10 protein-coding genes and 1 pseudogene are annotated in these 14,803 nt (G+C 28.2%); 4 read left to right on the forward strand and 7 right to left on the reverse strand.

What is annotated here, in order from left to right; all coding sequences use genetic code 11:
- The coding region (locus Q0J90_RS06350) for a glycine--tRNA ligase subunit alpha (protein WP_297277097.1) at nucleotides 1–402 on the forward strand (402 nt) is incomplete at its 5' end.
- 58 nt (nucleotides 403–460) lie between these two features.
- On the opposite strand, the gene Q0J90_RS06355 is transcribed toward Q0J90_RS06350, so the two are convergent.
- Nucleotides 461–982 (reverse strand): shikimate kinase, encoded by a 522-nt coding sequence (locus Q0J90_RS06355; RefSeq protein ID WP_297277098.1) that lies wholly within the window; start codon nucleotides 980–982, stop codon nucleotides 461–463.
- Nucleotides 975–2,084: a chorismate mutase gene (locus tag Q0J90_RS06360; RefSeq protein ID WP_297277099.1), complete on the reverse strand. Its 1,110-nt coding sequence runs from the start codon at nucleotides 2,082–2,084 to the stop codon at nucleotides 975–977. Before Q0J90_RS06360 ends, Q0J90_RS06355 begins: the two co-directional genes overlap by 8 nt.
- 222 nt (nucleotides 2,085–2,306) lie before the next feature.
- Here Q0J90_RS06360 and Q0J90_RS06365 point away from each other — a divergent pair, with 222 nt between their 5' ends.
- Genes Q0J90_RS06365 through Q0J90_RS06375 form a run of 3 tightly spaced genes read left to right on the forward strand, consistent with a single transcriptional unit; the run spans nucleotide 2,307 to nucleotide 5,889 of the window.
- Nucleotides 2,307–3,044, forward strand: coding sequence for a DeoR/GlpR family DNA-binding transcription regulator (locus Q0J90_RS06365; RefSeq protein ID WP_297277100.1), 738 nt, complete (start codon nucleotides 2,307–2,309; stop codon nucleotides 3,042–3,044).
- 24 nt (nucleotides 3,045–3,068) lie between these two features.
- On the forward strand, nucleotides 3,069–3,986 hold the full coding sequence (pfkB, locus tag Q0J90_RS06370; RefSeq protein WP_297277101.1) for a 1-phosphofructokinase: 918 nt from the start codon (nucleotides 3,069–3,071) through the stop codon (nucleotides 3,984–3,986).
- Between the two features lie 25 nt (nucleotides 3,987–4,011).
- On the forward strand, nucleotides 4,012–5,889 hold the full coding sequence (locus Q0J90_RS06375) for a fructose-specific PTS transporter subunit EIIC (RefSeq protein ID WP_297277102.1): 1,878 nt from the start codon (nucleotides 4,012–4,014) through the stop codon (nucleotides 5,887–5,889).
- Between the two features lie 67 nt (nucleotides 5,890–5,956).
- Here the strand turns inward: Q0J90_RS06375 and Q0J90_RS06380 are convergent, their stop codons facing one another.
- The 5 genes and pseudogenes from Q0J90_RS06380 to Q0J90_RS06400 all read right to left on the reverse strand — a co-directional run bounded on the left by Q0J90_RS06380 (nucleotide 5,957) and on the right by Q0J90_RS06400 (nucleotide 14,784).
- The gene (locus Q0J90_RS06380) at nucleotides 5,957–7,570 is read right to left on the reverse strand and encodes a peptide ABC transporter substrate-binding protein (RefSeq protein ID WP_297277103.1); all 1,614 of its coding nucleotides are present in this window, start codon (nucleotides 7,568–7,570) and stop codon (nucleotides 5,957–5,959) included.
- Between the two features lie 44 nt (nucleotides 7,571–7,614).
- The gene (locus Q0J90_RS06385) at nucleotides 7,615–9,231 is read right to left on the reverse strand and encodes a peptide ABC transporter substrate-binding protein (RefSeq protein WP_297277104.1); all 1,617 of its coding nucleotides are present in this window, start codon (nucleotides 9,229–9,231) and stop codon (nucleotides 7,615–7,617) included.
- Between the two features lie 72 nt (nucleotides 9,232–9,303).
- Nucleotides 9,304–10,698: a methyl-accepting chemotaxis protein gene (locus Q0J90_RS06390; RefSeq protein ID WP_297277105.1), complete on the reverse strand. Its 1,395-nt coding sequence runs from the start codon at nucleotides 10,696–10,698 to the stop codon at nucleotides 9,304–9,306.
- Between the two features lie 22 nt (nucleotides 10,699–10,720).
- The gene (locus Q0J90_RS06395; RefSeq protein WP_297277106.1) at nucleotides 10,721–12,673 is read right to left on the reverse strand and encodes a methyl-accepting chemotaxis protein; all 1,953 of its coding nucleotides are present in this window, start codon (nucleotides 12,671–12,673) and stop codon (nucleotides 10,721–10,723) included.
- A gap of 161 nt (nucleotides 12,674–12,834) precedes the next feature.
- Nucleotides 12,835–14,784, reverse strand: a pseudogene (locus tag Q0J90_RS06400) (methyl-accepting chemotaxis protein).
- Nucleotides 14,785–14,803: the final 19 nt, after the last annotated feature.

Below are 14,803 nucleotides of genomic sequence, written 5' to 3' on the forward strand. Positions count from 1 at the left end.
ACTTACGGACTTGAAAGAATATGTATGTATCTTCAGAATGTTGATAATGTATATGATTTGGAATGGGGACATGGCATAAAATACGGAGATGTACATTTACAAAGTGAAAGAGAATTCTCTAAATATAATTTTGAAATAGCTGATACAGATATGTATTTCAGACATTTTAAAGAATACGAAGAAGAATGCGACAGATGTTTAGCTAACGGATGCGTTCTTCCTGCTTATGATATGGTTATGAAAAGTTCGCATGTATTCAATATGCTTGATGCTAGAAATGCTATAAGTGTTACTGAACGTGCCGGATATATAGCAAGAGTTAGAGAACTTATGAAAAAAGTTTCTGCTGCTTATATAGAATCAAGAGAAAAAATGGGATATCCATTAATAAAAAATAAATAATATTTAAACATTAAAAATAAAAAAGGCTGGTATATGATAATATATATCAGCCTTTTATTTATATATAACTTTTTATTTCTTCCAAAAATTTTTTGAAAGTATTATTTATACTATCTTCCCAAGTATTATGAGTAAATATTATATGAGCTGTCTCTCTGTATAAAGGATCTCTTTGTTTTGAGAGTTCTAATAATTTATTTTTATCTTTGGCAAGAAGAGGTCTTTCTCTAGGATCTATATTATCAAGTATAATATTAGGGCTTCTGTCTATAAAAATTGTTAATCCTTTTTCTTTCATAATTTTTCTATTTTTTTCTGCTAATACTATACCGCCTCCCGTTGATATTACAGTATTATTTAAATTACTAAGCTCTTCTAAAACATTGCTTTCAATATCTCTAAAATAAGTCTCTCCGCTGTCAGCAAAGATATTCGTTATAGTTTTGTTTTCTCTTTTTTCTATAAATGAATCCATATCATATAAAGTATAATTTAAATGTTTTGCAAGCATTTTAGATAATACACTTTTACCGCATCCCGGCAATCCTATTATAAATATAGTGCTGTAATTATTATTCATCGTACTGCCCCAATATTACTAAATTCTCAACGCTTCTTTCAAAATCCATTAACTCATCATTATACTTATCAAAATCACCAGTCATATCAATATAAAAATAATACTGCCACTTTCTATCGCTATGAGGACGGCTTACTATAGAAGTTAAATTAAAACATTTTAACTTATCAAGAGAATTAGCTAAACTTCCATTCTCATGCGGAAGCAAAAATCTTATAGTCATTTTATTTCCAGTTCTTAAAGAATTATCATAGTTAGCAACTATTATAAAACGAGTTGTATTTCCTTTTATGTTTTCAATATTTTCTTTTAACATTTCCAAGCCATAAATTTTGCATGCATTTTTATTTGAAATAGAAGCAATAGTTTTATCATTTTCATTTGCAACTATATATGCAGCCTCAGCTGTGTTTGATGCTGCAGCCTCTTCAAAATCGTTTTCTTTTATAAAATTTGAACATTGCTTTAAAGCCTGATGATGAGATATAACTTTTTTGATATCTTTTATACTGCTTCCTTTCTTTGCCATAAGTCCGTATTCTATAGGAAGATAAATTTCTCCTACAATTTTGCAATTATAGTCAGCTAGTATATCCAATACTTCATTAACCATGCCTGTAGAAGAATTTTCTAAAGGAAGAACTCCGTAATAACTTTCACCGTTTCTTATACTTTCTAGAACCTCATCAAAATATGCTTTTTTTATAAACTTCGCATTATCTCCGAAAAATTTACAAGCAGCTTCATGTCCGTTTCCTCCCTCGCGTCCCTGATAAACAACCGTTTCATCATACTTTATTTTATTTTTATTATCACTCTCTGTTTTTGCTTCATCAATTAAATGTTTCTGCAGCTGCTTTGATGTATACATTATATCATTATACATAGTTGTAATAAGAGATGATAATTCTTTATTCTCAAGCAATTCAATCTTACTTGCAATAACCTCTTTTTCTCTCTTAGGATCAAATATAGGAATATTGTTTTTTTTCTTAGTTTCCCCAACCATTAAGCTAATTTTCATTCTTTCATCTATTAAATTTATTATTTGCTTATCTATTATGTCAATTTCATTTCTTAGTTTAATTAACTCTTCATTCATAAAAAATTTCCTTACAAACTTTAATATGTAGATTATACAAAAATGAATACAAATTGTAAAGTGTTTTATAAAATACATATTTTTTATAAAACATATATTACATTTATATTGTTTTTTATATATTTTTTGATTGATTATGATTGTTTTTGATTGAATTTGATTGATTTTTATGTTTTTTTTTATATAATTATTAATATAAAGATTAAATAAAGGCTGAATTAAATGCTTAAAGTAAGCAGATACGAATTAATATTAGAACTCATAAAAGATAAAAAAAATATTAAGCTGGAAGAATTAATTGAAAAACTTAATGTATCTGAGGCAACCATAAGAAGAGATTTAACATTTCTTGAAGAAGCCGGAAAAATCAGAAGAGTTCATGGAGGAGCAATACTAATTGATTCTGAAGAAGAAAGTTTAATATATAAAAAAGAAATTCATTCTGAAGAAAAAGAGAAAATAGCAAAGTTTGCAGCTTCTTTTGTTGAAAGAGGCAGTATTATATATTTGGATGCAGGAACTACAGTATTTGCAATGATTAAATATTTAGCCGGTATAGAAAATATAAAAGTTATAACAAACGGACTTACTCATGTAGAAGAACTTTATAATAAAAAAATAGAAACGTATTTAATAGGCGGAAAGATAAAAATGCTTACAGGTGCTTTAGTCGGAGCAAGTGCTGCTTTATCAATTAAAAGCTTCAATTTTGATTTAGCATTTATGGGAGCAAACGGTATAGATATTAACGGATATTCAACTCCGGATCCTGAAGAAGCATTAATAAAAAATGAGGTTTCTTTAAAAGCTGATAAAACTTATTTTTTATGCGATGAATCTAAATTTAATAAAAAAAATTTAATAAATTTTTGTAATTTGGAAGACACATATTTAATAACTAATGCCAAAGAAATCAATGATGATATAAAAAATAAATTAAAAGGATTATATATTATTTAATTAATAAAAATAGGGAGATTATTTATGGTATATACTTTAACATTAAATCCTGCTGTTGATTATTATATAGATATGAATAACTTTGAAGAGGGAGAATTAAATAAAGTTAATAATGCCTATACATTAGCCGGAGGTAAAGGCATAAATGTTTCAAAAGTTCTTAAAAATTTCAATGTTGATTCTATAGCTTTAGGATTCTGCGGAGGCTTTACAGGAGATTATATAAAAAAACATCTTAAAGAATACGGCATAAAAGAAAATTTTATTTATTTAGAAGAAGATACAAGAATAAATATAAAATTAAAAACTGAAAAAACAGAAAGCGAAATAGCAGGAAAATCTCCTAATGTACCAAAAGAAAAATCAGATGAATTATTAACATTTATAAATACAAATATAAAAGAAAATGATATATTAGTATTATCCGGAAGCGTTCCAAATTCTGTTTCAAGCTCCATATATAAAGAAATAATAAATAAATCATGCAAAAATATAAAAATAATATTAGATGCCAGAGATGAAGCATTTAAAATTGCAGTAAAAGAAAAAGTATTTCTTACAAAACCTAATAAAAAGGAATTAGGAGAATATTTTAATAAAACAATAGAAACTACAGAAGATATCATAAAGTATGCAAAAGAATTAATAAAAGAAGGAAGCGAAAATGTAATAGTATCATTGGGTAAAGAAGGCTCTGTTCTTGTAACAAAAGATGAAGTATATATAGGAAATGCTCCTGAGGGCAAATTGATAAGTTCTGTTGGCTCAGGAGATTCTATGGTAGCAGGAATAGTTTACGGACTAAGTAAAAATTTAAGTTTATCTGATGCTTATAAATATGCTATAGCAAGCGGAAGCTCTACAGCATGTTCTGAGGGACTGACAACATTTGAGAATATGAATAACTTTTTAGAAAAAGTAGAAATAAAAAAAATTAATTAATGTTATAAATAAATGGAGGCTAGCAATGCTAAAAGACGTTATAACTTTAGATTGTATAAATATTGATTTAAAGGGACAAACAAAATCAGAAATTATAGATGAAATGGTTGATATTCTCTATAATAATGGTAAATTAAATGACAGAGAAGAGTATAAAAAAGAAATTCTTAAAAGAGAGGCACAAAGTTCAACAGGTATGGAAGAAGGAATAGCTATACCTCATGGAAAGACTAAAGCTGTAAAAATTCCTACTGTGGCAATAGGAATTTCAAAAAAAGGTGTTGATTATGAATCTTTAGACGGCGAGCCTTCTCATTTATTTTTTATGATAGCAGCTCCGGAAAACTCTAACGATTCTCATATTGAATTATTATCCAAAATAACTACTTTACTTCTTGAAGATGATATAAGAGAAGCATTATTAAATGCTAAAAGCAAAGAAGAAGTATTAGATATATTAATGAAAAATGCTGAAAAGGATAATGAAGATTCATCTCTAAATCAGGAAAATAATTCTGAAAATACATATCAAGTATTAGCTGTAACAGCTTGTCCTACCGGAATAGCACATACTTATATGGCAGCAGATGCATTACTCAAAAAAGGAAAAGAATTAGGAATTACTGTTAAAGTGGAAACTAATGGTTCAAGCGGTGTAAAAAATGAACTTACAAAAGAAGAGATAAAAAATGCAAAAGGCATAATAGTAGCTGCTGATAAAAATGTTGCTATGGAAAGATTTGCAGGAAAGAATGTTGATATAGTAGGTGTAAAGGAAGCTATAAAAAATCCTGAACAGTTAATAAGAAATGCTGTAAATCAAACTGCACCAATATATCAGTCAAGCAATGATGCTTCTACTTCAAATAATAGATTTGCTAAAAAACCTAAAACCGGAGTATATAAGCATTTAATGTCAGGAGTATCAAATATGCTTCCTTTCGTTGTAGGAGGAGGTATACTTATAGCTTTTTCATTTATGTTTGGAATTAATGCAAGCAATCCTAATGATCCTTCTTACAATTATTTTGCGAAGCTTTTAAATGATATAGGCGGCGGCAATGCTTTCTTCTTAATGGTACCTGTAATGGCTGCATTTATAGGTATGAGTATTGCCGACAGACCTGGATTTGCTCCTGCTATGGTTGGAGGCTTAATATCTTTAAATAGCGGCGGCGGTTTCTTAGGCGGTTTAATAGGAGGATTTTTAGGCGGATATATAACACTTTTACTAAAAAAAATATCCAGCAAATTGCCTGACAGTTTGGAAGGAATAAAGCCTGTTTTATTATATCCATTATTCGGTATATTCTTTACAGGTGCTATTATGTACCTATTTATAGTAGAGCCTATAGCAGCAATCAATTCAGGACTTTCAGTATTTTTAAAAAGTTTGGGAACTGGAAACTTAATACTTCTTGGTGCTATATTGGGAGCTATGATGTCAACTGATATGGGAGGACCTATAAACAAGGCTGCTTTCACATTCGGAATAGCAATGATAGCTTCAGGAGATTATGCCCCTCATGCTGCTGTTATGGCAGGAGGTATGGTTCCGCCTTTGGGAATAGCATTAGCTACTACAATATTCAGAAATAAATTCACAGCTGATGAAAAAGATGCTGGAAAAACATGCTATATTATGGGATTATCATTTATTACTGAGGGAGCTATACCATTTGCCGCATCTGATCCTATAAGAGTATTGCCTTCATGTATAATAGGTGCTGCTATTTCAGGTGCTTTATCTATGGCTTTTCATATAGAACTTAGAGCCCCTCATGGAGGATTATTTGTACTTCCTATAGTTAATAATCCGGCATTATACCTGCTTGCTATAGTTATAGGTTCTGTTATCACTGCTGTAATACTTGGATTTATAAAGAAACCCGTAAATAACTAACATATATTCTTCGAAAAAAGGCTAGAGTTTATATCAAACTCTAGCCTAAATTTTTTAACAATTAAACTTATTCTAAATAACATTTATGAAATCTATGCAAACCTAAAGAATCATAATAAATATCTTTAAGTTTTGGAGATACAAGCAATGGTTCTGTATAATAATATATAGGTATTATAGCTTCTTCTTTCATAAGCATTTCTTCAGCCTTATGCATAGTCTCCATTCTAAACTTTTGATCACCGGAAAGCATAACTTCATTAATCATATCATCATAAGCCTTATTACTATAAACACTATAGTTGTTTGGAGAATAGCTTACACATAAAGTCATAAAATTAACAGGATCATCAAAATCACCATTCCATCCGCCGCGTGCCATAGTAATGTTTCTGTCATATCTAGTCTGTAAAAATACAGCCCATTCTTCCTGTGTTAAAGTAACATCAATACCAAGATTCTCCTTCCACATTTGCTGAACAGCCTCAAATATTTTTACATGTATTCCAGGATCAGCTTTAAACTCCATAACAGGAAAACCTTCTCCATTAGGATATCCGGCTTCAGCCATTAATCTTTTAGCCTCTTCAACATTTTTAGCATATCCTTCTTTACTTACATCAATATATTCTCCGGCATTTTCTCTAAAATCGCCTTCATAATCTGATATACCGTAAGGAACTAATGCACCTGCTGGTTTTTCTCCTCCCATAGTTACCTGCTCTACTATATAATTTCTATCAATAGCAAGAGATAATGCTCTTCTTACTCTAACATCCTTTAATATATCATTAGTTAAATTTAAGCAATAATAATATGATGATATTCTAGGCTTAATAACTATAAGTCCGTCTTCCTGCAATGCTTTTATATCCTGTCTAGGAAAAGATCTGGCAAAATGCAAATTTCCGCTTTTAACTCCTGCTACAGAACCAGTTTCATTTTCCATTAAAACAAATGTAAGTTTATCAGGAACTATGTTTTCTATATTCCAGTAATTAGTATTTTTTTCCATAACAAGACTTTCATCTCTGTTTCTCTCTACAAGTTTGAAAGCACCATTTCCAATATAAGTATCTGCTTTTAATGTCCATTTGTCTCCATACTTATCTATAATATCTTTTCTTAAAGGATAGAAAGTAGGAAAACTTAAAAGCTCCAAAAAGTAAGCTGTAGGAGCTTCTAATGTAACTTCTAAAGTATAATCATCAATAGCCTTTACTCCTAAACTTTCCTTAGGCATATCGCCTGCTGTTATTGCCTTAGCATTTTTTACAGGTTCATGCTGATATCCGTATTGACTTCCAGTAGCAGGATCAACAACCCTTTGCCAAGAATACACAAAATCATTGGCTGTAACAGGTTTGCCGTCTGTCCATTTAGCGTTAGTTCTTAATTTAAATGTATAAGTAAGACCATCTTCGCTAATTTCCCAGCTCTCTGCAACTGCAGGCGACAATTTACCATTAAAATCTTTTTCTACTAATCCCTCAAATGTATGTATTAAATAAAATACTGCATCCGAAGTAACATTAATACTTGGATCAATAGTATTAGGTTCAGGACCTGTGTTTATAAATATAGATATGCCGTCATTTGATGAAGCGGTCTTTGATGAAGAACATGCTGTTATGAACGACATAATAATAATTAAAATAAATGTTATACTTATCCTATTCATAATATACTCCTAAATAATATTTATTGAATTAAAGTAGATTTTTATTATTCCAAATATGCCTTAGAAAAACTATGTTTACCCATAGAATCATATTGAACGCCTTTTAATTTCGGAGATACCAATAAAGGTTCATTATAAAAATAAATGGGTATTATAGCCATATCTTTAATTAATAATTCTTCTGCTTTATGCATACTGATCATTCTATGGGAAGGATCTGTAATTAAAGTGGCACTTCTTATTAAATCATCATATCTATTATTACTGTAGACACTATTATTATTTGCTGAATAACTCAAAAATAGAGATAAAAAATTAATAGGATCATCAAAATCTCCATTCCAACCGCCGCTTGCTATTTCTATATTTTTATCGAATCTTTGAGTAACTAAATCTGACCATTCTAATTCTTCCAAAACAACATCAATACCAAGATGTTCTTTCCACATTTTCTGTATAGCTTGAAATATATACTTATGTACGCCATGAGTAGTTTTGAAAGTTAAAGTAGGAAATCCTGAACCATTAGGATAACCTGCAAGCATCATAAGTCTTTTCGCTTCTTTAACATTATCATCATAACTTCCTTTAGTTAAATCTATATAATCACCGCCATTCTCTCTAAAATCTCCGAAAAATCCTGATACTCCATAGGGAACTAAAGCCCCTGCAGGTCTCTCACCACCTTTTGTGATATTTTCAACTATATAGTTTCTATCTATAACTAAGGATAAAGCTTTTCGGACATTAATATCAGATAAAACGCTATTGGTTATATTGATAAAATAGAAATAACTTGCTACTCTTGGTACATTGTGTATATATCCGGATTTATTTAGAGATATTATATTCTCTCTTGGAAAATTTCTAGAAAAATGAAGCTCATTATTTAATACAGCATTAGCCGAATAATTATTGTTATTAGTTAATATAAATTCCAATTTTTTCGGATATACTTCTGCCTTATTCCAATAAAATTCACTTCTCTCCATAACAATAGATTTATTAAAATCTCTTTTTGTAACTTTGAAAGGACCATTACCAATAAAAGTTTCAGGAGATTTTGTCCAATTGCTTCCATGTAAAGATATTATATCTTCTCTTAAAGGATAAAAAGTAGGATATGCCAAAATTTCTAAAAAATATGTTAAAGGCAATTCTAATATTATTTCTAAAGTGTAGTCATCAATAGCCTCAACTCCTAGATATTTTGTCTCTATTTCTCCGCTATTAATGGCTTTAGCATTCTTAATAATATTATATTGATAAGCATATTTACTTTTTATTTGAGGATCGAATAATCTTCTGAAAGAATAAACAAAATCTTTAGCTACAACAGGGTTGCCGTCGCTCCAATAAGCATCATTTCTTAGATGAAAAGTATATACAAGTCCATCGCTGCTAACATTCCAGCTTTTAGCAACAGCAGGTATTATCTTACCATCCTTATCTTTATTTACTAAACCTTCAAATATATGAGTTAAATAAATTAATGTATCAGCTGTTACATTAACACTTGGATCTATTGTGTAAGGTTCCGAACCTATATTAATTACCAATTCCTGATCTTTATTAACCTGTTTATAAGGTACAGCCTCTTCTATTTCAGAACATGAAATGGACAATAAAAATACAGCGAATAAAAAATAATGTTTTAGCATACAGTATTCCAATAAATATTACATGATATATTTGAGTATATATTCTATATAAATTAATGTCAAATAGTATTTTTACTCTCTTAATTTAAAATAAGATATTATTTTCTTTAATTCTTTAACTTCATCTGATAAAAATTTGGATGATTCGGTAGCCTTATCAATAAACTGAGAATCTGTAGCATTGTTAACATCTTTACTAGAATCGTTAATCATATCAACATATTCATGTATTTTATCAGAATTATTTGAAACAGTATTAACTTTACCTTTTACAACAGTAATTATATCATTTAAATATTTTACTGTACTATTAATCCCTCTGCTCATATCCCCAATTTCATCATTTAATTTAAGATAATCTTCAGAAACATCCCAAGATATATCTCCATCTTTTATTTTAACAAGATTGTCATTCAATACATTAACTACTGATACTACTTTTTTATTTATAATAGAAGGTACAATAATTACTATAAATATAATTGTTGCTGATATTATAATCCATATCATTATTATTATTTTGTAATTACTTAAAAATTCTGCTTTAGCAGATACAGCTAATTCTATTCCCCAATACACATCATCAAACATATGTATTGGTTTGAAAAGATAAAAATATTTACTTGAGCTTTGTTTATTATATGATTCCTTTAATATAGTCTTATTAGAATATACTGTTTCTAATAAATCATTATTTCCATATATATCAGATGAATTAGTAATATTTTCACCTATGCGGTATCTATCTGTAGTGCAGTAAATAATATTACCTTTCTCATTAAAGAGTGAAATTGTAAATCCATTTGTATCTTCATAAAATGTAATATTATCTAAAGATAGATTTAAAGAAGATACAGCAATTATTTTATCATCTTTAGAAAATATTGGTATTGAGTATGTATACATAGGTACATATTTTCCGCGTACAGGATAATAATTTAATGATGTAATATGAGGCTTTCTGCTTTTTATAGTAGTATTCCAATAACTATATTTTAAATCTGTTTTTTTCATATCTGTTCTAGATACATTATTATCTTTATCTTTAAGTAAATATATACCTAATCTTCCATCAATATTTTGATAAAGGGGATTATTAACATACATACTGTCATTATCAATAGCATTAGAAGCAAATATTAAATATACAGATGTTGCATTAGTACTCATTTCATTTGCAAATTTTAGCATTAAATCTTCATATACTTCTCTCTCTCTAATATTATAATCATATAAATTTTCTATAGAATGTTTTATATTATTGAGATAGTTTAATTCTACATCAATTATACCTTCTATTTCAAATACTTCTTTATCAGACATTTGAGATATAGCAAATAACGACATTTGTTTTGTTATATTATATATATAAATTGTATTTATAATACCAAATATTAATATTATCGTTATTACAGGTATCATAATAAATAAACTTATTTTTATATTTAAGCTTACTTTATCATTCATAAAAACTCTCTCAATTTTTAATTTAATCTCTTAATTTAAAATATCCAATTACCTCTATTAACTCGCTTGCTTCATTAAGAAGAGACTGTGAGGAAGCGGTTGCCTCTTCAACCAAAGCAGCATTTTTTTGAACAGAAGAATCCATATTTCCTATAGCTAAATCAACTTGTTCTATACCTTTCTGCTGTTCCTGAGATGCTATATTGATTCTATCCATCATATTTGAAGCACTATCCATTTTCTGAGAAATATCTATAAACATTTCTTTAGAAGATTTTACACTTTCAGCAGCTAAATTAGTTTTTTCATTACTGTCTATTATAAGTGCCGTAATATTTTTTACAGATTCTTGAGTATTCTGAGCAAGATTTCTTACTTCACTTGCAACAACAGCAAAACCTCTTCCCTGTTCCCCTGCTCTTGCTGCCTCTACAGAAGCATTTAAAGCAAGTATATTAGTTTGAAAAGCGATGTTTTCTATAAGTTTCGTAATATCCATTATCTTAGAACTTGCCTCATAAACATCATTCATTTTATTAACACTCTCTTCTACTATTATACCGGCTTTATTCAATGATTCTTTAGCATCAGATACAATAGATGCACTTTCATATACACTTTCGGCTGATTCTTTTATAGCACTAGCCATTTCATTCATAGATGCCGCTGTTTCCTCTAAACTAGATGCCTGAGCCTCTGTTCTTTGAGATAAATCATTATTGCCTGCTAAAACTTGATTTGCAGCAATAGAAACTTGTTCAGCTGAATTTTTTACAGTTGTTACAACTTTATTAAAACTATTTAATATATTATCTAAGCTTGTAGCTATATCTCCCCACTCATCATTCATATTCAAAAAATTATCTGATATATGGAATGATATATCTCCGCTTGAAATTTTAGACATATCATTAGATAGAGATTTTATTACACTCACAACTCTAGTTCTAATTATAAAAGGAACCATTATAGATGCTGTAATAATTATTACCAAAGAAATTATAATCATAACATTTCTCAGCATATCGCTGTCTTTAAATATATCTTTGCTTGCCGCCATTATTTCAAGTATCCAATACTGGCCTTCTACAATTTCTAAAGGAATGAAATAATAGGTAGCATCTCCTTTATAATAAGATGTATAATCTTCAAATGATGTTGATTTGCCGCTTGATAATATTTCATATACATTATGAGTTTTATATTTAGGATACATGTCATACATATTTCTTCCCAAATCTTCATCATCTACTAAATCATATAATAAATTACCTTTATGATCAAACAAAAGTCCCTCTGAAGTTTCAAATGGGTTTATAGCTTCCATAGTGCTTTTTAATGTTTCTACATTTATGTCTGCAGTTATAACACCTATAGGTTTATTTTTATACATTATAGGTATAGCCCAAGTATACATTTTAACTATTTTATTATCACCCACATTAAATTCATATATTCCAGATAAATATTCTTTAGCCTTTCTTATAGGCTCTACATAATAATCAGCACTTATATCCTCTTTGGATAAAGCTCTTTCATTTATTTTATTATCAGATGATCTGGATACATAATATGTTTGCTGCCCGTCTGTCAAAGGATAATCATTTATAAAATTAATATCATTTCCTAAAGCATTAGTTTCAAAAGCTATCATAACTCCAATTACAGTATTAGGTAATATATTGAAAAAATTTCTGGTAACATTTTCATAAGCTCTTCTATCTGTAACACCTGAATTATACATATTTTCTAATGTATATTTAAGCCCTGTTATTTGATAAAGATCATCTTTTACAACAGCAGTTAATTTACTTCCTTCTCCTTTTCCTACCTCTTCTAAAATTTTATAAGATAATTTACTGCTAATATTTTGAACATAAATGATATTAACTATATTAGATATAGCAATCATTATTAATATTGGTATTAATATTACCAAACTAATTTTTACTTGAAGACTTACTTTCTTAAACATCTTATAGCCCCAATTATTTTATATTTAATATAAAGCATAATAAATATTAAACTTTAATTTTTCATTTAAAACAATTAAAATTAATCACAATAATTATATACAATTAAATATATATTTCAATAATAATTATTTTATTTTAGATAAAATAATTATAATATTCATTAATATTTTAATTTAAAATATTCTATAGATTTAATTAATTTATTAGCCTCGCTTAATAATGATTCTGATGAAGATGTAGCTTCTGATACTAAGGCGGCATTTTTTTGAACAGCAGAATCCATACTGCTTATAGCCATATTAACCTGATTAATTCCTTTTTCCTGTTCCTGAGCTGCGATATTAATTCTATTCATTATAGAAGAAGCACTGTCCATTTTTTCAAATATTTCATTAAAAATATTTTTTGATTCCTGAACACTTGCAGCAGCCAACTTTATTTTATCATTACTATCTGTGATTAATGAAGTGATATTTTTTACAGATTCTTGGGTATTCTGAGCAAGATTTCTTACCTCGCTTGCAACAACGGCAAAACCCCTTCCCTGTTCTCCAGCCCTTGAAGCCTCTACAGAAGCGTTTAAAGCAAGTATATTAGTTTGAAAAGCAATATTTTCTATAAGTTTTGTAATATCCATTATCTTAGAACTGGATTCATAAACATCATTCATTTTATTTACGCTCTCTTCTATTATTAATCCAGCTTTATTCAAAGACTCTTTTGCATTTGATACCATAGAAGTACTTTCATATACACTCTCAGCAGATTCTTTTATAGCACTAGCCATTTCATTCATAGAAGTAGCTGTTTCCTCTAAACTAGAGGCTTGTGTTTCTATTCTTTGGGATAAATCATTATTTCCCATCAAAACATCATTTGCAGCATTTGATACACTATCTGCAGAATTCTTTACAGTTGATACTATATTGTTTAAATTATCTATTGTTGCATCTAAATTTTTAGCTATATCTCCCCATTCATCATTTCTCATTGAAAAATGTTTGGATGTCTGCCAAGATATATCTCCATTAGATAATTTTTTTATATCAACATTTATTTTTGATATTATATTAGTAACTTTCATTTTTAATATTAAAGGAACTATTATAGAAATTACAATAATTATTATCATAGATATTAAAAACATGACATTTCTTATAGTATTGCTGTCTTTTAAAATAACTTAATTAGGGGCTGTTATTTTTAGTCCCCAATATTTATTTTCTATTATTTCCATTGGGGTAAATGAATAGGTATAATTCTTTTTCAATGTTCCGCTGAAAGCTTGAAACAATACATCTTTACCGTTTATGATATTATCAAATACATTATGCTCTTTATAAAAAGGATATATATCATGAAGCTCTTTAAATATATATTCTTTTTTATCACTGTCATAAACTATAAATCCGGAATTATCAAATAGAGTTGTAGTAGTACCTTCAAATAATTTTATACTATCTAATATATTATAAATAGAGTCTATAGGAATATCTATGCAAATTACTCCTATTGTAGTATTTCCTGATTTTATTGGTATAGCCCAAGTATAAATCATAGCATTATTATGCAAAGGAGAGCTGTATACATCTGTAACATATACTTTACCATTTTTTAAAACTTCCGTATAATATTCTTTTTGAAAAATATCTTTATTTAAATATGACTGCCCGATATTTTCTCCATTTCTTGATAAATAATAATTAAATCTCCCGTCAGCTGCTGCATATTTTTCTGAGTTTATATAATCATTATCATTTCCAAGTAAATTTGGTTCAAATACTATTAATAGTCCGATTACTTTATCTGGTAAATTTTTAAAAAAATTATCAGACATTCTTTCATAAAAATCTCTGTTTCCAATTCCTTCATTATAAAATCCCGATACAGTACTTGCAAATCCAATTACATAATCTGAGTCTTTTTCCATAAAATATTTTAATTTAGATACCTCATATTTAGCATTATTATTAAGTATGCTGTATATAAGCTCTACCGTAGATTTTCTTACATAGATAATATTTACCATATTTGAAATTATAAGCATTATAACTAATGGTATTAATATAAACAAACTTATTTTTACTTGTAAACTTACTTTTTTAAACATGTTAAAGATATCCCAACAA

This window comes from uncultured Brachyspira sp. (assembly GCF_944390595.1).
Classification (GTDB): domain Bacteria; phylum Spirochaetota; class Brachyspiria; order Brachyspirales; family Brachyspiraceae; genus Brachyspira.

What these genes read in the sequence shown, in the direction of transcription:
- Q0J90_RS06355 (WP_297277098.1), bottom strand. Translation starts at nt 982, where the DNA reads ATGAATAATAATTACAGCACTATATTTATAATAGGATTGCCGGGATGC.
- Q0J90_RS06360 (WP_297277099.1), bottom strand. Translation starts at nt 2,084, where the DNA reads ATGAATGAAGAGTTAATTAAACTAAGAAATGAAATTGACATAATAGAT.
- Q0J90_RS06365 (WP_297277100.1), top strand. Translation starts at nt 2,307, where the DNA reads ATGCTTAAAGTAAGCAGATACGAATTAATATTAGAACTCATAAAAGAT.
- pfkB (WP_297277101.1), top strand. Translation starts at nt 3,069, where the DNA reads ATGGTATATACTTTAACATTAAATCCTGCTGTTGATTATTATATAGAT.
- Q0J90_RS06375 (WP_297277102.1), top strand. Translation starts at nt 4,012, where the DNA reads ATGCTAAAAGACGTTATAACTTTAGATTGTATAAATATTGATTTAAAG.
- Q0J90_RS06380 (WP_297277103.1), bottom strand. Translation starts at nt 7,570, where the DNA reads ATGAATAGGATAAGTATAACATTTATTTTAATTATTATTATGTCGTTC.
- Q0J90_RS06385 (WP_297277104.1), bottom strand. Translation starts at nt 9,231, where the DNA reads ATGCTAAAACATTATTTTTTATTCGCTGTATTTTTATTGTCCATTTCA.
- Q0J90_RS06390 (WP_297277105.1), bottom strand. Translation starts at nt 10,698, where the DNA reads ATGAATGATAAAGTAAGCTTAAATATAAAAATAAGTTTATTTATTATG.
- Q0J90_RS06395 (WP_297277106.1), bottom strand. Translation starts at nt 12,673, where the DNA reads ATGTTTAAGAAAGTAAGTCTTCAAGTAAAAATTAGTTTGGTAATATTA.